We start from the raw sequence: 18,487 nt of genomic DNA on the forward strand, positions 1-18,487 counted from the left end.
ATCAGAGCGCCTGGCTCAGCCCCGCCATGTCCATTTGCATGCACAGCCGGTGCACCAGGGACGGCACCGAGGTGCGACCCGCGTCGAGCACGAAGGTGGCCACCTCGCGGTACAGCGGGTCACGCACCCGGTACAGGTCGCGCAGCTTGCGCAGGGCGTCGCCGCCTTGCAGCAAGGGGCGCTGGGTGTCGTGGCGCAGGCGCCGGGCCAGTTCCTCCGGGGAGGCGCGAAGGTACACGACGACATTGCCCTCGCGCTTCATCGCCGCCCGGTTGGCAGGGCGCAGCACGGCACCTCCGCCGGTGGCAAGCACACGCCGGCCCGGCTGGGCGAGGTGGTCGATCGCCTGCTCCTCCCTGTCCCGGAAGGCGTCCTCACCGTGGTCGGCGAAGAAGTCCCGGATGGTCGTGCCGAATTCGCGCTCCAGCTCGTGGTCGGAGTCGGCGAACGGCCAGTCCAGGTGCCGGGCCAGCTGCCGGCCCGCAGTGGATTTGCCGCTGCCGGGCAGGCCGACAAGGATGACGGTCATTGCGTCCGAATCGGGCCTGCTCGACGGCGTCGGCGCGCTGCAAGTCGGCAGCGCGATGCGTCCACCGCCGTGTGGCTCAGTGGACCGTGCAGGATGGCGTGATTCCGTACGGGCTTTCCTGGAACGCGGGGGAGCTGTCCGTGCTGTTCACCGCGCTCGCCGGCACCGCCAGCCAATCCGACCGGCTGGCGCGCCCCTCCGTACCGCTGACACCGCTCGCCGTGACGGTGAGCTGGAACCGCACCCAGCTGGCCACATCCTGCGGATACTCGATCTGCAGGAGGGCGAGCCCACTGCTGTCGGTCTTCGCCGAACCCACCATGCGCACGGAGACATCGGCCTTGCGAGGCTCGAGGATCCCATCACGGTCGATGTCTTCACCCGGATCGAGGACGCCGTCGCGGTCGAGATCCTCGTTGGCGCACTCGCGCTCCACATCCAGGCTCCACGCACCGAAGTCCGGCACCCACATGCCTTTGCGGTAATCGGTCAGGTCGACCGTCGGCGTGATGGTGACGCCGGGCATCGCGTAGCCAGCCGAATCCACCACCATGGCCACGAACTGCTTGGTGTAGGTGACTCCCTGCTCACCTTCAGCGATGGTGCCATTGCCGCCCAGGGTGACGGAGATGGCTTGGGAGGTCACCGTGAGCGTGGTGGTGACCTCGTTCGGGCACAGGCCGGCCGCGAAGTCGGTGTAATCCCAGCATGCCCGCACCGTCACCCCGTCCGTCGGGCTGGAGCGCGTGCCAGGAATATAGGACACCGTCACGATGCCGTTGGCCGAGCTGTACAGCATGTCCGAGCCAGAGCTGAAGGTGCCGCCCACCCGGTTGGGATCACCGCCCAGGTCGAAGCGGACGCGCAGGTTCTGCACCGCGCTGTTGTCTTCACGAACAAACAGCGCACGCACCTGGGTCTGGTTGGCGGTACTTCCCGCGGTATTGACCAGGACGGTGCTCGGGCTGACTGCCAGGGAAGCAGAGCCGACCGTGCCGGTGGCCGGCGGGACGGTACCGCTTCCGGCGACCTGGATCGCCGCGACGTCACTCACCCCCGCCACCGTGGCGGTGACCACCAGCGATCCCGTCGCGGTGGGCGCGCTGTAGGTGTAGGTGAAATGCCCTGATCCATCGGTCGTGCCGGTCACGGACGTGAGACCCGGCGCGGACACCGTGATGGCCTGTCCGGCCATGCCGACGCCGTTGATGTCGGTGACGAGGTACTCGATGGTGTTGTCGGCCGACCCAGGGGCCACCGTGCTGGCATAGGACGAACTCACCCGGGTGCCTGTGACTTGCACGCTGATCTGCTGCGTCACCTCACCGCTGCGGGCCACGAACGTGACCGTCCGGTTGGACTTGTCCGCACCGACCCCGATGGTGGCGGTGATGCTGCCCGTCGCGTCCGTCGTGTTGCTGCCGACCGTGGCCACCGCGTTGGCATCCACCGCCACCTCGACCGTTGCGCCTGGAATGGCCACACGATTGGGGTTGAGCGCCGTGACGGTAGCAGTGACGGTATCCGTCCCGCCGTTGCTCAGGCTCGGTTCGCTGAGCGTGATGACCAGGCTGCTCACCCTGGTGTCGCTGCCGCCACAGAGCTGGCATTCGCCAGGATCACCGCCGCCACCGCCGCAGGCCGACAGCAGGGCCGTCGTCGCCAGGCCCAGGGCCCAGGCCTTCATCCATCGAATCATTGATAACTCCCGATCGTGTCGTTCGCGGCGCCTGCTCTGTCAGCGGGCGGCGGCGCGGTCGTTCAGCACCTTGGGCGTCAGGAAGATGAGCAGCTCGGTGCGGTTGCTCAGCTTGACGCGGTCCTTGAACAGGTTGCCCAGGTAGGGAATGTCGCCCAGCAGCGGGACCTTGTTGACGTCCTCGCGGTCGGTCTGCGTGAAGATGCCGCCGATCACGACCGTGCCGCCGTTCTCGACGAGCACCTCGGTCTGGACCTGCTTCTTGTTGATGGCCGGGCCTGCCACGGTGCCTTCGCCGCGGCTGTCCTTGGACACGTCGACGCTCAGGATCACGTTGCCCTCGGGCGTGATCTGGGGCGTCACCTCCAGCTTCAGCACGGCATCTCGGAACTGAACCGAGGTGGCACCGCTGGATGTGGCGACCAGGTACGGAATCTCTTCACCCTGCTTGACCACCGCGCGTTTCTGGTCCGCCGTGATGACGCGCGGGCTGGACAGGATCTTGCCCTTGCCTTCGGCCTCCAAGGCGGACAGTTCGAGGTTCAGGAACCGGTTGGCCGTGGCACTGAACAGCGACAGGGCGAAGTTGGCTGCCGACGCCGTGCTGATGTTCGAGGTGTTGGCGGGCAGGTTGACGAACTGCGTGTCGTTGTAGAGGAAGTCGTCCGGATCCATCTGGCCCGTCTGGCCGCCCACGGCGTTGTAGTTGCCGCCGATGGTCACGTAGTTGCTGCCACCCACGCTGTAACCCGGCGTGCCGCCACGCAGACCACGCAGGTCGGAAGCGCCCAGCTTGACGCCCAGCGCACGGCCGAACTTGTCGTCTGCCTCGACGATGCGGGCCTCGATCAGCACCTGCCGCACCGGCACGTCGATGCGCGCGATCATGGCGGCGATTTCCTCCAGCTTGGAGGGAATGTCGGTGACGAACAGCTGGTTCGTGCGGGGCTCTGGCAGCACCGAGCCCCGCGGGGACAGGACACGCACGTTGTTGGCCGCACCGCCGCCACCTCCAGCGGACGTGACAGAGATGGCCTTGCCGTCCACCCCGATGATCTGCCCGAGCAGCAGCCGGGCGATCTCGTCGGCCTTGGCGTAGTTGAACTGGAAGGCCTGCGTGCGCACCGGCTCGAGGTCGGAGATCTTCTTCTTGGCCTCGAGGTCGACCTGCTCCTTGGTGGCCAGCTCCTCCTTGGGAGCGATCCACAGCACGTTACCGGACTTGCGCATGCCCAGGCCCTTGGCCTGCAGGATGATGTCGAGGGCCTGATCCCACGGCACGTCCTTCAGGCGCAGCGTGACGTTGCCGGTCACGGTGTCGCTCGTGACGACGTTGAAGTTGGTGAAGTCGGCGATCACCTGCAGCAGCGACCGCACCTCGATGTTCTGGAAGTTGAGCGACAGCTTCTCGCCCGTGTAGCCGGGGCCCTGGCTGACCTTGTTCGGGTCCAGCTTCACCGGGCGCACCTCCAGCACGAACTGGGTGTCCGTCTGGTAGGCGCTGTGCTCCCACGCGCCACGCGGCTCGACGACCATGCGCACCTTGTCGCCGCTCTGCACGGTGGAGATCGACTGCACCGGCGTGCCGAAGTCGGTCACGTCCAGGCGACGCCGCAGCGATTCCGGCAGGCCCGAGCGCAGGAACTCGACCACCAGGTTCTGGCCCTGCTGGCGAAGGTCCACGCCGACCTGGGTGCTGGCCAGTCCGACGATGACCCGGCCCGAGCCATCCGGCCCGCGGCGGAAGTCGATCTCGCGCAGAGGCAGCTGCTCGGTGTTCTGGCTGGGTGCGAACTGGACGGTCGGGCCGCTGGTCTGCGCCGCCGCGACAGGCGCCTGCGGCTCCACATGGATGAGCAGCGATCGGCCCTGCAGCTCGGTGCGGTAGTTGGCGGGCGCGCGCAGGCTCAGCACCAGGCGCGTGCGCTCACCGGCACTGGCCACGTTCACGCTGCGCACGTTGGTGGAGTTGATCTCCACCGACGAGCGACCCAGGCCGTTGGTCACCATGGGCAGGTCGATGGCCACCCGGGGCGGCGATTGCACCGCGAAACCCGTGGGCGCCGCAGGCAGGGCCTCGCTCAGGTCGACGCGGATCACCTCGCCGGTGGCCTGCTGGTTGCTGCTGATCGAGCGAATCAGGTTCTGCGCCCAGGACATGCCGGGCATGGCCAGCGCCAGGGTCGCCACCAGGGCGCCCAACGTCGTACTCCGCATCTTGCGACACTCCAACTGTGTGTTCATCGCGCCTTCTCCTGCAGCTGGAGAGTCGTGGTGCGCTCGATCCATTCACCGGCCGCGTCCTGCACCAGCTCGCGCAAGGTCAGCTCGGTTTCGTCGATCCGCGTGATCTGGCCGTAGTTCTGGCCGATGTATTCGCCCGCCTTGACATAGTGGAGCAGCTTGTCCACCTCGATCAGGGCGTGCGGCCGTCCTTGCCTGGAGACCGTGCCGACCATCTTCATGGCATCGAGCGGATAGGCCTCCAGCGGCTCCTTGCGGCGGCGCATCTGCGCCGCCAGGATGGGGTTGCCCTGGCCACCTTCGAGCCGCGTGCCGCTGCCGATCTTCTGGGCGCTGAACGGGTCCATGGACGCAATCGCCGCATAGGGGTGCGGCTCGAACTTTTTCGGGGCCTCGATCGGCTGCACGCTGGGCTTGGCGGCGCGCTTCTGCTGCTCCATCCAGTCCGTGAGCTCGTCGGTATTGGCGCCGCAGCCCGCCAGCGACAACGCGGCGACCGCCAGGACACATGACAGGCGCGTCATCACTTCTTGCCCTTCTTCTTCGCCTTGGCGGCCTCGGCGGCCGCGCGCTTGACCTCGGCCACTTCGGTCGCATCAAGGTACCGGTAGGTGCGGGCGGTGGCTTCCATCACCAGCGTGCCCGAGGTGTCCTTGGGCGGCGGGGCGATGCTGACGTTGTGCAGCGTGACGATGCGCGACAGGTTGGCCACGTCCGCGACGAAGGAGCCGATGTCGTGGTAGCGCCCCGACACCTTCACGGCAATCGGCAGCTCGGCGTAGTAGTCCTTGATGACCACCTGACCGGGCCGGAACAGCTCGAACTGCAGGCCGCGGCCGATGCCTGCCTGGTTGATGTCCGACAGCAGCGCGTCCATCTCGGCCTTGCCGGGCAGCTGCTTCTCCAGCTGCGTGACGTACTCCTGGACCTGTTCCTTCTGCTTCTTCAGCTCGTTCAGGTTCACCGCCTGGGCGAGCTTGTCCCGGTACTCCGCCTTGAGCTTCGGCTCCTTGGCGCGGGCAGCCTCGAGGCTCTGGTTGGCATCACTCAGCACGAGCAGCCAGCCGAGTCCGACGGCAATGCCGGTGACGGCGAGGCAGGCGGCGATCTTGGGCAGGACGGGCCACTGGCCCGGCTCCTTGGGATTGAGGTCGCGGAACTGGGCGGCCGCGCGCTGCAGGCTGGCGCCGAGGTCGATGCGGGGCGAGGACTTTGCGGTGGCCATCATGCGCCTTTGGCCTTGCTGCCGGCCTTGGCCGGCTTGGACGACTTGGCCGGTGCAGCGCCGCCCTCGGGCGCACTCGCCGCACCGGGCGCCTGCGGCCGCTTGATGGACAGGCGCATGGAGAAATCGAACAGGCGGCGCGCCGCGCGATCCTTGCCGATGGTGACGGCCTTGATCTCCACCAGTTCGGGCTTCTCCAGCCAGGACGAGTTGTAGGCCGTGTTGCGCAGCATCTCGGACACGCGCTCATTGGTGGAGGACTGGCCGCTCACGGTGACGACGTTGCCCGCTTGCTTGACGGCCGTGAGGTAGATGCCCTCGGGCGTCTGCCGGACCAGTTCGTCGAGCAGGTAGACCGGCACGTTGCGGTCGGTCTGGAGATCCTCGACCGCCTTCTGGCGCGCCTTGAGCTGATCGATCTCGGTGCGCAGGTCGGCCACGTCCTTGATCTGCTCCTCGAGCTTCTTGATCTCTTCGGAGAGGAACCGGTTGCGACCTTCCTGCGCGGCCTTCATCTGCTGGATCACGCCGAACCAGAGCAGGACGACACCGGCACCGACGATGGCGGCCAGCAACAGGGCAGACAGGAACTGGCGCTTGCGCTCCTGGCGCCGCGCTTCGCGGTGCGGGAGCAGGTTGATGAGGATCACTGCACGAACCTCCGCATCGCCAGGCCACAGGCCGTGAGGTAGGAGGGCGCCTCGCGACGCAGCTTGGCCTCGCGGACCGAGGACCCGAGCTTCATGCCCTCGAAGGGATTGACCACCTTGGAGGTGAAGCCGGTGACGTCCTTGACGCGCTCGCGCAGCCCGGGCATGGCGGCCGTGCCGCCGGCAAGCATGACGTAATGCACCTTGTGGTGGGGCGTGCTGGTGAAGAAGTACTGCAGGGCCCGGCCGATCTCATGCGCCAGGCTGTCGACGAAGGGCGTGAGCAGGGTGGACTCGTAGTCCTCCGGCAGGTCGCCGCTGATCTTCTTCTGCTCGGCCTCCTCGTAGGAGAAGCCGTACTGACGGGAAATGAGCTGGGTGAGCTGGGAGCCGCCGAAGGACTGGTCCCGGTCGTACAGCATCTCGTCTTCGCGCAGCACCTTCAGGCTGGTGGTGTCGGCACCGATCTCGAACAGGGCGACGAGCGATTCCTTGCCCTGCTCGGGCAGGGCGGAGATGAGGCGTCCCATGGCCAGGCGGGAGGCGTGCGATTCGATGTCCAGCACCACGGGCGTGAGGCCGGCAGCCTCCGCCAGACCCTGGCGGTCCTGCACCCGGTCCTTGCGGGACGCGGCGATGAGCACGTCCACGTCACCCGCGGAGGCCGCGTTGGGCCCGATGACACAGAAGTCCAGGCTCACCTCGTCCAGCGAGAAGGGGATGTACTGGTGCGCTTCCGATTCGACCTGGAGCTCCATCTCCTCTTCGCGCAGGCCGGCGGGCAGCACGATCTTCTTCGTGATGACCGCCGATTGCGGCATCGCCATGACGACCTGGCGGGTCTTGGTGCCGCTGCGGGTGACCACCCGGCGAACGGCGTCGGCCACCTCGTCGAACTTCTCGATCTGGCCGTCGACGATCCAGCCCTTCTCGAAGGGCTCACTGGCCAGACGCTCGAGCACGAGCTCGCCTGGCGCAGACCGCGACAGCTCGACCAGCTTGACGCTCGACGAACTGATATCCAGGCCAATCATCGGCGGATGCTTCTGGCCCAACAGGCGATCAAGAAAACCCACGAGTCAAGGCTCCAGCGGCCCTACGACAGGACGCAAAGTTAACAAAGCACTTCAATCCTAGCAGCAAGGATGTTGTGAAACCAAGGAAAAACGCCCTTTGAGCCGGCCTGTTCGTTGCGGTTCGCACACTCTCTTCCGCGGCGCGAGAAAGGGTTCTCGGGTTCCCGCGTTCAGCTGTGACAAACCGTTTTGACGGGCAAGCAACTGTGATGGCGAAAACCCGTTGGCCGTAAGTCGCTGACGGGGGGAACCCCATTTCTATAATCAGCCGTCCCCACCCCGCAGCCCTCCATGAGCGACGATTCCCCCGCCGATTCCTCCGACCCCGCTGGCCGCGGGCGCACCGCGCCCCGGTGGTGGGCGGTGCCGGCGAGGGCCGCCGCGTTCGTCGCGGGCAGCATCGCCGCGGTGGTCCTGCTCGGGCTCATCGCCGCGGCCATCGCCCTGGCGGTGGCCTATCCCAACCTGCCCGAGCTGGACTCGGTGACCGACTACCGGCCACGCCTGCCGCTGCGGGTGTACTCGGCCGACGGCACGCTGCTGGGCGAGTTCGGCGACGAGCGGCGCACCTTCACGCCGATCGGCGAGATCCCGCTGGTCATGAAGCAGGCGGTGCTGGCCATCGAGGACGCGCGCTTCTACGAGCACAGCGGCGTGGACTACGTGGGCGTGCTGCGCGCCGCGCTGGCGCAGTTCGGCGCGGTGGGCAGCCAGGGCGCCTCGACGATCACCATGCAGGTGGCGCGCAACTTCTACCTGTCTTCCGAGAAGGTGCTGTCGCGCAAGCTGTACGAGGTGCTGCTCGCCCTGAAGATCGAGAGCCAGCTCAGCAAGGACCAGATCCTCGAGCTGTACATGAACCAGATCTACCTCGGCCAGCGTGCCTACGGTTTCGCCGCCGCCAGTGACATCTATTTCGGCAAGCCCCTGAAGGACATCACCGTGGCCGAGGCCGCGATGCTGGCCGGCCTGCCCAAGGCGCCATCGGCCTACAACCCGATCGTGAATCCGCGCCGGGCGACGGTGCGGCAGCAGTACATCATCGACCGCATGCTGGACAACGGCTTCATCACGGCCGAGCAGCATGCGGCCGCCAAGGCGGAGAAGCTGCGCTACCGCGCGCCGGCCGACGTGCCGGTCCACGCCGAGTACGTGGCCGAGCTGGCGCGCCAGATGGTGTTCAACCAGTACGGCCCCGACACCTACACGCGCGGCCTGCAAGTGCAGCTCACCGTGCGCGCCGCCGACCAGGTGGCGGCGTACCGCGCCCTGCGCAGGGGCCTCATGGACTACGAGCGCCGCCAGCGCTACCGCGGTCCCGAGGCCTACATCGACCTGCCGGCCGACCCCAAGGCGGTGGACGCGCGGGTGGCCGAGGCGCTGGCCGAGCACCCCGACAACGACGAGCTCAAGGCGGCGGTGGTGCTGGAGGCCTCCCCGAAGAAGGTGGTGGCCGTGCTGCAGTCGGGCGAGTCGATCACGGTGACGGGCGACGGCCTGAAGCCCGTGACATCCGGGCTCGCCGCCAACGCCGAGCCCAAGCGCCAGATCCGCCCCGGCGCGGTGGTGCGCGCGGTGCGCGGCGCGAAGGGCGAGTGGACCCTCACGCAGCAGCCGGAAGTCGAAGGCGCCTTCGTGTCCATGGACCCGCAGACCGGCGCCATCCTGGCCATGGTCGGCGGCTTCGACTTCGGCAAGAACAAGTTCAACCACGTCACCCAGGCGTGGCGGCAGCCGGGCTCCAGCTTCAAGCCCTTCATCTACTCGTCGGCCCTCGAGAAGGGCTTCACCCCCGCCACGGTGGTGAACGACGCCCCGCTGTTCTTCGACGCCGGCAGCACCGGCAGCCAGCCGTGGGAGCCGAAGAACTACGACGGCAGCTTCGACGGCCCCATGCCGCTGCGGCGGGCCCTGGCGAAGTCCAAGAACATGGTCTCGATCCGGGTGCTGCAGTCGGTGGGCGTGGACTACGCGCGCGACTGGGTCACGCGCTTCGGCTTCGACCGCGACAAGCACGACCCCTACCTGACGATGGCCCTCGGGGCCGGATCCGTCACGCCGATGCAGATGGCCACCGCCTACAGCGTGTTCGCCAATGGCGGCTACCGCGTGGCCCCGGTGCTGATCGCGCGCATCACCGATGCCCGCGGCAAGCTGCTGCACGAAGTGCCGCTGCGCGGGCCCGAGGAGTCGGCCCGGGTGATCGACGCCCGCAACGCCTTCGTCATGGGCAGCCTGCTGCAGGAGATCACCCGCTCGGGCACCGCCGCCAAGGCGCAGGCCACGCTCAAGCGGCCCGATCTCTACGGCAAGACCGGCACCACCAACGATTCCATGGACGCCTGGTTCGCCGGCTTCCAGCCCACCGTGACGGCGGTGGTGTGGATCGGCTACGACAACCCGCGCAAGCTGGGCGACCGCGAGACCGGCGGCGGCCTGTCACTGCCGGTGTGGATCGAGTACATGGGCCAGGCGCTCAAGGGCGTGCCCGTGAGCGAGCCGCCCGCGCCGGAGGGGGTGGTGAACGTGGGCGGCGAGTGGTACTACGACGAGTACAGCCCTGGGCGCGGGGTCGACACCCTGGGCGCCGAGGAGCACCTGCCGCAATCGCCGACCGAGGACGAGAAGAAGGGCATCCTCGACCTCTTCCGCTGAGCCGGCCTCAGCCGGCCGCGAAGACCAGCGGGCGCCCGGCCTGGGCGCTCGCCTGCTGCGACAGGCGTTCGAAGAAGTCGGCGCCGTCACGCGTGTCGCGCCAGCTGCCATCGGCCTGCAGCCGGAAGTGGAAGCCGCCGGCCCGGGCCGCGAGCCAGATCTCGTGCAGCGGCGGCTGGGTGTTCACGATGAGCTTGCTGCCGTCGGGCAGCGACAGCTCCAGCAAGCCCCCCGTGCGGTGGCTGTCGATGTCGATGACGTCCTCGTCCAGCCAGCGGTCGACCTGCCGCTCGACGGCGGCCAGGGCGGCGGCTGCACGCTGGTGGTATTCGGCGTCCGAGAAGGCAGAGGCGCTCATGGGATCGGTACACTTCGCGGCATGCCGTACCGCGCTGCGTCGAGTGTAGTGGCGCCCTCGCGGCGCCGTTCGTCCATGGGCTTGTGGCACCGCCGTGCCGCGGTCGCGTCCGGCATGGCCGTCGCCCTGCTCGCGTCGGCCTGCGGGCAGCGCGGCCCCCTCACCCTGCCCACCCCCACCACACCGCCCACGGCCACGCCCTCGCCGGGCACCCCGCCGGCGCCGGCGGTGCCCACGCCCACCGCCTCCTCACCGGGCGGCCGCGCGCTGCCCGTGCCCCGATGACCCTGCCCGGCCACCCTTTCCTCGCCCTGCACGACCGCCATCTCCAGCTGGAGGGGCATGCACTCGTCGACCTGGCCCGCCAGTTCGGCACCCCCCTGTACGCCTACTCGCGCAACGCCATGCGCGAGCAGGTCCGCAGCTACCAGCGGGCGCTGGCGGGCCGCCCGCACCTGCTGTGCTATGCCATGAAGGCCAACTCGAGCCTGGCCGTGCTGCAGACCTTTGCCGAGGCGGGCTGCGGCTTCGACATCGTCTCGGGTGGCGAACTGCAGCGCGTGCTGGCCGCCGGCGGGCGGGCCGACCAGGTCGTCTTCTCGGGCGTCGGCAAGACGCGCGACGAGATGCGCCTGGCGCTGGACGCCGGCGTGCGCTACTTCAACGTGGAAAGCGAGGCGGAATTGCTCGTGCTGTCCGACGTGGCCACCGGGGCCGGGCGCCGGGCTCCGGTGAGCCTGCGCGTGAACCCCGATGTGGACGCCGGCACGCACCCCTACATCTCCACCGGCCTGAAGGGCAACAAGTTCGGCATCGCCCATGAGCGGGCGCTGGCGGTCTACGCCCAGGCGCGGGCGCTGCCGGGCATCGAGGTGGTCGGCATCGATTGCCACATCGGCTCGCAGATCACCCACGCCAGCCCCTACCTCGATGCGCTCGACCGCCTGCTCGATCTGGTGGAGGCCCTGGCCGGCGAGGGCATCGAGCTGCAGCACATCGACCTGGGCGGCGGGCTGGGCATCACCTACACCGACGAGGAGCCGCCCAGCCCCGAGTCGCTGGTGCGGCAGATGCTGGAACGCATCGACGCGCGTGGTCACGGCCACCGCGAGGTGCTGCTGGAGCCCGGCCGCTCGCTGGTGGGCAACGCCGGGGTGCTGCTCACCCAGGTGCTCTACCTCAAGCCCGGCGACGAGAAGAGCTTCTGCATCGTCGACGCCGCCATGAACGACCTGATGCGCCCGGCCATGTACCAGGCCTGGATGCGCATCGAGCCGTGCCACCGGCACGACGGCACGCCACGCACCTGGGACGTGGTCGGTCCGGTGTGCGAATCCGGCGACTGGCTGGGCCGGGACCGCCGGCTGGTCGTGCAGCCGGGCGACGTGCTCGCCGTGCTGTCCGCGGGGGCCTATGGCATGACCATGGCGAGCAACTACAACACCCGGCCGCGCGCGGCCCAGGTGATGGTCGACGGCGAGCGGGGGCACCGCGGCCCCGCGCGGGGGTCGGGGGCGCAGCTGCTGGCGGGCGAGCGCCTCATCGGCTGATAGCCGTCTGGCCGGGGCGCGCGGCGTTCAACCGAGCCGCCCCTCCTCCACCGCGTGGCAGGCCACGGCGCCGCCCGCCGGCAGCACCCGCCACACGGGCACCTCGGCACGGCAGCGCGGTGTCGCATGCGGGCAGCGCGGGTGGAACGTGCAACCCGTGGGCGGCGACAGGGGATTGGGCACCTCGCCCTGCACGGGCGTGCGTGCGCGCCCCGTCGCGTGCAGGTCCGGTATGGCGTCCAGCAGCATGCGCGTGTAGGGGTGGCGCGGCTGCGCGAACAGCTGGCGCCGCGGCGCGAGCTCGACGAGCCGGCCCAGGTACATCACCCCCACCTCGTCGGCCATGTGGTGCACCACCGCCAGGTTGTGCGAGATGAACAGGTAGGTGAGCCCCAGCGACTGCTGCAGGTCCTTCATGAGGTTCAGCACCTGGGCCTGGACCGACACGTCCAGCGCCGAGGTGGGCTCGTCGCACACCAGGAACTCCGGCCCGGAGGCGAGCGCCCGCGCGATGGAGATGCGTTGCCGCTGGCCGCCCGAGAACTGGTGCGGGAAGCGCCCGGCATCCGCGCCGTCCAGGCCGACGGCAGCCAGCAGCTGATCCACCCGTTCCCGCGCCTGCCGGCGATCGCCTGCCAGGCCGTGCACCAGCAGCGGCTCGGCCACGATGTCGGCCACCCGCCAGCGCGGGTTCAGGCTCGCATACGGGTCCTGGAAGATCATCTGCAGGCGGCGACGCAGCCCGGCCGCCCGGCGACCGGCACGCCACGCCGCCAGTGCATCCTGGCCATCGAAGTGCACCTGTCCCCGGTCCGGCGCCTGCAGGCCCACCAGCATGCGGGCGACGGTGCTCTTGCCGCAGCCCGATTCGCCCACCAGCGCCAGCGTGCCGCCGCGCCGGATGCGGAAGGACACGCCGTCCACCGCCCGCACCGTGCGCCTGGGCTCGCGGGCGAGCACGCGGGTGAGCCAGGGCGCGGACACATCGAAGCGCTTGGCCAGGTCGTTCACCTCCACCAGCGGCGTGGGTGTCGGCGGTGCGACCATGGGCTCCTGACAGGCGATGGGCGAGGTCATCCGTGTCCTCCCGCCGGCGGCGCGGCGTGCAGCCAGCAGGCAGCCCGGGTCGCCCCCGCGTCCAGCATGTCGGGCCGGTCCACCCGGCACGGTGCGTGCACCTGGGCGCAGCGGGGATGGAATGCACAGCCGCCGGGGATGGCGTCCAGGCGTGGCATCGCACCGTCGATCTGCGCCAGGCGATCCATGCCGTCGGCCAGCGAAGGAATCGCCGCCATCAGGCCCCGCGTATAGGGATGGGCCGGCCGATGGATCACCTCAGCCACCGGACCGGTCTCCACCACGCGGCCCGCGTACATCACGGCGACCCGGTCACAGGCCTCGGCGATGACGCCCATGTCGTGGGTCACCAGCATGACCGCGGTCCCGTGCTCGCGCGCCAGCCGACGCAGCAGGCCGATGACCTGCGCCTGGATGGACACGTCGAGCGCCGTGGTCGGCTCGTCCGCCACGATGAGCCCGGGCTCGGCGGCCAGGGCGAGCGCGATCACCACCCGCTGCCGCATGCCGCCGGAAAACTGGTGCGGGTAATGGTCCACGCGCGCTTCCGGCGCGGGGATGCCCGTCTGGCGCAGCAGCTCCACCGCGCGGGCGCGGGCCTGGGTGGCATCCATCGGCAGGTGGGTGCGGATGGTCTCCACCAGCTGACGACCCACGGTGTAGAGCGGGTTCAGCGAGGTCAGCGGGTCCTGGAAAATCGCGCCGATGTGCCGCCCGCGCAGCTGCCGCATGCGCTCCGGCGGCAGGTTGTCGATGCGCTGGCCGCGCAGGCGGATGACCCCGGAGGCGATGCGACCCGGCGGCTCCAGCAGCCCGATGACCGCCGCCCCGGTGAGCGACTTGCCCGCGCCCGATTCGCCCACCACACCGAGGATCTCGCCCGGCGCGATGTGCAGGCTGACGCCGTCGAGTGCACGCAGGGTGCCCCGCCGCGTGGGGAACTCCACGACGAGGTCCTGCACCTCGAGCAGTGTGTGGACCGGCTGGGCGGACAGTGTCATTGCAGCCTCGGGTTCAGCGCGTCGCGCAGCCAGTCGCCCAGCAGGTTCACCGACAGCGCGATGGCCATCAGCATGGCGCCGGGAAACACCGTGATCCACCACTCGCCGGACAGCAGGTAGTCGTTGCCCACGCGGATCAGCGTGCCGAGCGACGGGCTGGTGGGCGGCACGCCCACGCCGAGGAACGACAGCGTCGCCTCGATGATCACCGCGGCCGCCACGTCGATGGTGGCCAGCACGAGCACGGGCCCGGTCACGTTGGGCAGCACGTGGCGCAGCATGATGCGCCAGGGCGCGACACCGATCACCTGGGCCGCCTGCACGTATTCCTTGCGGCGCTCCACGAGGGTGGAGCCACGCACCGTGCGGGCGTACTTGACCCAGCCGGTGAGCGCGATGGCCAGGATGAGCACGCCGAAGGCCAGGCTCCCGTGGGCGCCGGGCCACAGCGCCCGTCCCACGCCGTCGATCAGCAGGGCCACCAGGATGGCGGGGAACGACAGCATCACGTCGCACACCCGCATGAGCAGGCTGTCCAGCCAGCCGCCGACAAAGCCCGACAGCAGGCCGAGCCCGACCCCCGCCAGCAGGGACAGCAGAACCGCCGCGCCGCCGACGAACAGGGAGATCCGCGCGCCGTGCATCAGGGCCGAGAGCACGTCGCGTCCCTGGTCGTCGGTCCCCAGCGGGAAGCGCCAGCTGCCCCCCTCCAGCCAGGCCGGCGGCAGGCGCGCGTCCATCAGGTCCACCGTGGCGAGGTCGAAGGGATTGTGAGGGGCCAGCCATGGCGCACCCAGCGCCGCGATGCTGCAGACGAGCGCCAGCACCGCCGCCAGCTGCGCCACCGGCGATTGGCGGAAGCTGTGCAGCAGGTCGCTGTCCCAGGCCCGGCGCCAGGCGGACGGCCGGCGCACCGGTGGAGGGGTCAGGACGGAGGACATGGGAACAACGGATCAGTGCCCTGCCGAGCGGCCCGCCAGCAGGCGCGGGTCGACCACCAGGTAGAGCAGGTCCACGACGAGGTTGATGACCACGAAGATCAGCGAAATCAGGCACAGGTAGGCGGCCATCACCGGAATGTCCGCGAACTGGACGGCCTGGATGAACAGCAGGCCCATGCCGGGCCACTGGAAGACGGTCTCCGTGATGATGGCGAATGCGATCAAGCTGCCCAACTGCAGGCCGGTGATCGTGATCACCGGGACCAGCGTGTTCTTCAGCGCGTGGCCGAAGTGCACGACGCGGTCGGGCAGGCCGCGCGCGCGGGCGAACTTGATGTAGTCACTGCGCAGCACCTCCAGCATCTCCGCCCGCACCAGCCGCATCACCAGGGTCATCTGGAAGATCGACAGCGTGACGGCAGGCAGCAGCAGGTGGCGCCAGCCATCGAGCGTGAGCAGGCCGGTCGTCCACCCGCCCCAGGCGACCACCTCGCCGCGCCCGAACGCCGGCAGCCATTGCAGCGTCGCGGCGAAGACCAGCACCGCGAGGTTGCCCACGAGGAAGGTGGGCAGCGACACGCCCAGCAGGGAGGCGGCCATCAGGCCCTGGGCCAGCCAGGTGCCGCGCTTGAGTGCCGCCACCACGCCCAGAGGGATGCCGACGACGAGCGCGAGCAGCGCCGCCACCACGGCCAGCTCCAATGTGGCGGGCAGGCGCTCGGCCATGAGGTCGGACACCTTGCGGCCCTGGCGCAGGCTGATGCCGAACTCGCCTTGCACCGCCTGCCCGGCGAACCGCGCGAACTGCACCAGCACCGGCTGGTCCAGGCCGAGATCGGCCCGCAACTGCTGCCGTTGCTCGGGCGTGGCCTCCTGCCCGACCAGGTGCGTGACGGGGTCGCCGACGAACTGGAACAGCGAAAACGCCACCACGCCGACGGTGAGCATGACGGCGACCGCACCCAGGAGCCGGCGAAGGAGGAAGGCGAGCATGCGTCAGGAGGAAAAGAAAAAGCCGCCCGAAGGCGGCTTGCATTCTGATCGAAGCGCCCGGGGGCGCGGGAATCAGAAGGTGTGCTTGATGCCGAGGTCGTAGCCGGTCTTGTTGTCCAGCGCGTCGGTGGCGTCGCCGGAGATGCGGGCGGCATCGGCGTACACCTTGGTGCGCTTGCTGAAGTTGTAGTGCACGCCCAGGCCGATCTTGCGGGTCTGGCCGATCACGTCGATGTCGCTGGTGGCGTACATGCCCTTGATGTCGACGGCGCCGACGGGCACCGTGGCACCGACGATCCAGCCCTTGGCATCGGCGCCAGCGGCGGTCGTGCCCTTGGAGTAGCCGGCCGACAGGGTGGCCCAACCGAAGTTGTAGCGGCCGCCCACGTTCCAGCCCTTGTCTTCCTCGGCGGCCGGGTTCTCGTAGCCCACGCCCACCCAGAACGGGCCCGCGGCGTAGTTGGCGGCCACGGAGAACGGCTTGTCTTCACCACCGTTGGGAGCGGCTTCGGCGATGGAGGCGCCGAGGTTGAAGCCACCCAGGGACAGGTCGTAGCGGATGGAGTCGGACACGCGGGTCTTGTAGATCGCGGAACCGGTGGCGCCACCAGCGGCCACGACGCCGAAGCGCATGCCGATCTCACGGCCTTGCGCCACGGTCTCGCCGCCGAACGGGTCGATCTGGTTCTGGATCATCAGGAACGCGGGGGTGTACTGGCGACCCAGGTTCACGGCACCGAACGGGGTGACCAGACCGACGGTCGAGTAGCCTTGCCAGAACACACCACCGGCTTGGGCGCCGGTGTCGGCGTTCAGGCGATGCTCCATGCCGAAGGTGGCCTTGTAGCCGCCACCCAGGTCTTCCACGCCGCGGAAGCCCAGACGGCTGCCGCCGCCGTAGAAGGCGCCGTCAGCGACTTGCTTGTCTTCGGTGGCGTAGGGCTTCGTGACCATCTGGTCGATGAAGCCGTAGATGGTGACCGACGACTGGGCGTTGGCGGCACCGGCGAAGGCACCCAGCGCAGCCAGGGCAATCAGGGATTTTTTCATGTCTGAGATCTCCTAGGTTTGAACAAGAGGTCCCGATCGAGGGGAGAACCCGGAACACCGAAGCTGGTGGGGCCGATCAGGCCAACCTCCTCAGCGGAAGTTGGCGCTATTGCACCAGACCCCCCCGGCACGCGCAAAGAAATCGCCCCACGGCGGCGCGCGCTGTTGTCGGGTAACAACGCGCAAGCGCTGGCCGCGCACCAGGGTGGGGCGCCGCGGCCCAGCCTGTCAGGGCGGCGCGCGTTATGCTCGGCGCATGCCGACCCTCCCGGCCCTCGATCCCCTGCTGGTCACGCTGGACCATGCATTGCGCACCCTCTCCGGCGTCGCCCACGCCGGGCGGCCCTCACCCGGCGCCGGTCTGGCCGGGCCGCCGGGCCCCGAAGAGCGCGCCCTGTCCGGCGCGCTGATGCGGGTCAACCACGTGGGCGAGGTCTGTGCCCAGGCGCTGTACGAGGCGCAGGCACTCACCGCCCGCACGGACGCCGTGCGCCAGGAGATGCAGCACGCTGCCCGCGAGGAAGAGGACCACCTCGCCTGGACCGCCGAGCGCCTGGCCGAGCTGGGTGCCCGCCCGAGCCTGTTGAACCCGCTGTGGTATGCCGGCGCCTTCGCCATCGGCCTGGCGGCCGGCCGCGCCGGCGATGGCTGGAGCCTGGGCTTCCTGGTCGAGACGGAGCGGCAGGTGGAGGAGCACCTGGCCGGCCACCTGGACCGCCTGCCGGCCGGCGACGAGGCCTCGCGCGCCGTGGTGGCGCAGATGCGTCTGGACGAGGCCGGCCATGCCCAGCAGGCCGAGCGGGCGGGCGCTTACCCGCTGCCGGCGCCCGTGCGGTGGCTGATGCGTGGTGCGGCCCGCGTGATGACCTCGACGGCCCACCACCTCTGAGCCGCCGGCCTCAGGCCAGCTCGCGCACCTCGACGCTGGTGGTGATGCGCGCCGTGTGCGCGATCATCGCCGTGGCCGAGCAGTACTTCTCGTGCGACAGCGCCACCGCGCGCTCGACGGCGGCGGCGGGCAGTGCCCGGCCCGTGACCACGAAGTGCAGGTGCAAGGCGGTGAACACCTTGGGGTCCGTCTGTGCCCGCTCGGCACGCAGCTGCACCTGGCAGCCGGTCACGTCGTGGCGGCCCCGCTTCAGGATGAGCACCACGTCGTAGGCGGTGCAGCCGCCGGCGCCGGCCAGCAGCGTCTCCATGGGCCGGGGCGCGAGGTTGCGCCCGCCGCCCTCGGGCGCGCCGTCCATCGTGATCGTGTGGCCGCTGCCGGTTTCGGCCAGCATGGCCATGCCGGTGTCGGCCAGCCAGTGCACGGTGCATTCCATCTCGTCGGTCCTCGTTGCTGAGCGGGGGGCGCGATTATGGGGCGCGGCGTCGCGCCTGGAGCGGCGCCCCTAGGGCCGGATATTGCACCGCAACATGCGCCGCGCTAGACTGCC

The 18,487-nt window shown here is 69.5% G+C and carries 18 protein-coding genes; 4 read left to right on the forward strand and 14 right to left on the reverse strand.

The window, feature by feature from the left end:
• Position 1 precedes the first annotated feature (1 nt).
• From ACE3UN_RS02955 to ACE3UN_RS02985, 7 genes are all read right to left on the reverse strand, one after another.
• Positions 2–529, reverse strand: a complete 528-nt coding sequence (locus ACE3UN_RS02955) for a shikimate kinase (RefSeq protein WP_374673421.1) — start codon at positions 527–529, stop codon at positions 2–4.
• A 76-nt stretch (positions 530–605) separates the two neighbouring features.
• The gene (locus ACE3UN_RS02960) at positions 606–2,216 is read right to left on the reverse strand and encodes an Ig-like domain-containing protein (RefSeq protein WP_374673422.1); all 1,611 of its coding nucleotides are present in this window, start codon (positions 2,214–2,216) and stop codon (positions 606–608) included.
• Between the two features lie 51 nt (positions 2,217–2,267).
• Complete coding sequence (pilQ, locus tag ACE3UN_RS02965) at positions 2,268–4,445, reverse strand: type IV pilus secretin PilQ (protein WP_374673423.1); 2,178 nt, start codon at positions 4,443–4,445, stop codon at positions 2,268–2,270.
• Positions 4,446–4,468: 23 nt separating this feature from the next.
• Entirely contained in the window at positions 4,469–4,996 is a 528-nt protein-coding gene (locus ACE3UN_RS02970) for a pilus assembly protein PilP (RefSeq protein WP_374673424.1), read from the reverse strand.
• A complete protein-coding gene (locus tag ACE3UN_RS02975) occupies positions 4,996–5,697 on the reverse strand; it encodes a type 4a pilus biogenesis protein PilO (protein WP_374673449.1) in 702 nt (233 codons plus the stop codon). The genes ACE3UN_RS02970 and ACE3UN_RS02975 overlap by 1 nt, the downstream gene beginning before the upstream one ends.
• Entirely contained in the window at positions 5,697–6,347 is a 651-nt protein-coding gene (locus ACE3UN_RS02980; RefSeq protein WP_374673425.1) for a PilN domain-containing protein, read from the reverse strand. Before ACE3UN_RS02980 ends, ACE3UN_RS02975 begins: the two co-directional genes overlap by 1 nt.
• Complete coding sequence (locus ACE3UN_RS02985; protein ID WP_374673426.1) at positions 6,344–7,381, reverse strand: pilus assembly protein PilM; 1,038 nt, start codon at positions 7,379–7,381, stop codon at positions 6,344–6,346. The genes ACE3UN_RS02980 and ACE3UN_RS02985 overlap by 4 nt, the downstream gene beginning before the upstream one ends.
• Before the next feature lie 333 nt (positions 7,382–7,714).
• Between ACE3UN_RS02985 and ACE3UN_RS02990 the strand changes: the two genes are divergently transcribed.
• Positions 7,715–10,078, forward strand: coding sequence for a penicillin-binding protein 1A (locus ACE3UN_RS02990; RefSeq protein WP_374673427.1), 2,364 nt, complete (start codon positions 7,715–7,717; stop codon positions 10,076–10,078).
• Between the two features lie 7 nt (positions 10,079–10,085).
• Here the strand turns inward: ACE3UN_RS02990 and cyaY are convergent, their stop codons facing one another.
• A complete protein-coding gene (cyaY, locus tag ACE3UN_RS02995; protein WP_374673428.1) occupies positions 10,086–10,436 on the reverse strand; it encodes an iron donor protein CyaY in 351 nt (116 codons plus the stop codon).
• A gap of 21 nt (positions 10,437–10,457) precedes the next feature.
• On the opposite strand from cyaY, the gene ACE3UN_RS03000 reads away from it, so the two are divergent.
• On the forward strand, positions 10,458–10,721 hold the full coding sequence (locus ACE3UN_RS03000) for a hypothetical protein (RefSeq protein WP_374673429.1): 264 nt from the start codon (positions 10,458–10,460) through the stop codon (positions 10,719–10,721).
• A complete protein-coding gene (gene lysA / locus ACE3UN_RS03005; protein WP_374673430.1) occupies positions 10,718–11,986 on the forward strand; it encodes a diaminopimelate decarboxylase in 1,269 nt (422 codons plus the stop codon). The genes ACE3UN_RS03000 and lysA overlap by 4 nt, the downstream gene beginning before the upstream one ends.
• Positions 11,987–12,013: 27 nt before the next feature.
• On the opposite strand, the gene ACE3UN_RS03010 is transcribed toward lysA, so the two are convergent.
• From ACE3UN_RS03010 to ACE3UN_RS03030, 5 genes are all read right to left on the reverse strand, one after another.
• Positions 12,014–13,063: an ABC transporter ATP-binding protein gene (locus ACE3UN_RS03010; protein WP_374673431.1), complete on the reverse strand. Its 1,050-nt coding sequence runs from the start codon at positions 13,061–13,063 to the stop codon at positions 12,014–12,016.
• Complete coding sequence (locus ACE3UN_RS03015; protein WP_374673432.1) at positions 13,060–14,064, reverse strand: ABC transporter ATP-binding protein; 1,005 nt, start codon at positions 14,062–14,064, stop codon at positions 13,060–13,062. Before ACE3UN_RS03015 ends, ACE3UN_RS03010 begins: the two co-directional genes overlap by 4 nt.
• A complete protein-coding gene (locus ACE3UN_RS03020; RefSeq protein WP_374673433.1) occupies positions 14,061–15,005 on the reverse strand; it encodes an ABC transporter permease in 945 nt (314 codons plus the stop codon). The genes ACE3UN_RS03015 and ACE3UN_RS03020 overlap by 4 nt, the downstream gene beginning before the upstream one ends.
• Before the next feature lie 12 nt (positions 15,006–15,017).
• On the reverse strand, positions 15,018–15,998 hold the full coding sequence (locus tag ACE3UN_RS03025) for an ABC transporter permease (protein WP_374673434.1): 981 nt from the start codon (positions 15,996–15,998) through the stop codon (positions 15,018–15,020).
• A 72-nt stretch (positions 15,999–16,070) separates the two neighbouring features.
• Positions 16,071–17,048, reverse strand: a complete 978-nt coding sequence (locus ACE3UN_RS03030; RefSeq protein WP_374673435.1) for a porin — start codon at positions 17,046–17,048, stop codon at positions 16,071–16,073.
• 256 nt (positions 17,049–17,304) lie between these two features.
• Between ACE3UN_RS03030 and coq7 the strand changes: the two genes are divergently transcribed.
• A complete protein-coding gene (gene coq7 / locus ACE3UN_RS03035) occupies positions 17,305–17,937 on the forward strand; it encodes a 2-polyprenyl-3-methyl-6-methoxy-1,4-benzoquinone monooxygenase (protein WP_374673436.1) in 633 nt (210 codons plus the stop codon).
• 10 nt (positions 17,938–17,947) lie between these two features.
• On the opposite strand, the gene ACE3UN_RS03040 is transcribed toward coq7, so the two are convergent.
• Entirely contained in the window at positions 17,948–18,373 is a 426-nt protein-coding gene (locus ACE3UN_RS03040) for an OsmC family protein (RefSeq protein ID WP_374673437.1), read from the reverse strand.
• Positions 18,374–18,487: the final 114 nt, after the last annotated feature.

This window comes from Ideonella sp. (genome assembly GCF_041918995.1).
Classification (GTDB): Bacteria; Pseudomonadota; Gammaproteobacteria; order Burkholderiales; family Burkholderiaceae_C; genus Ideonella.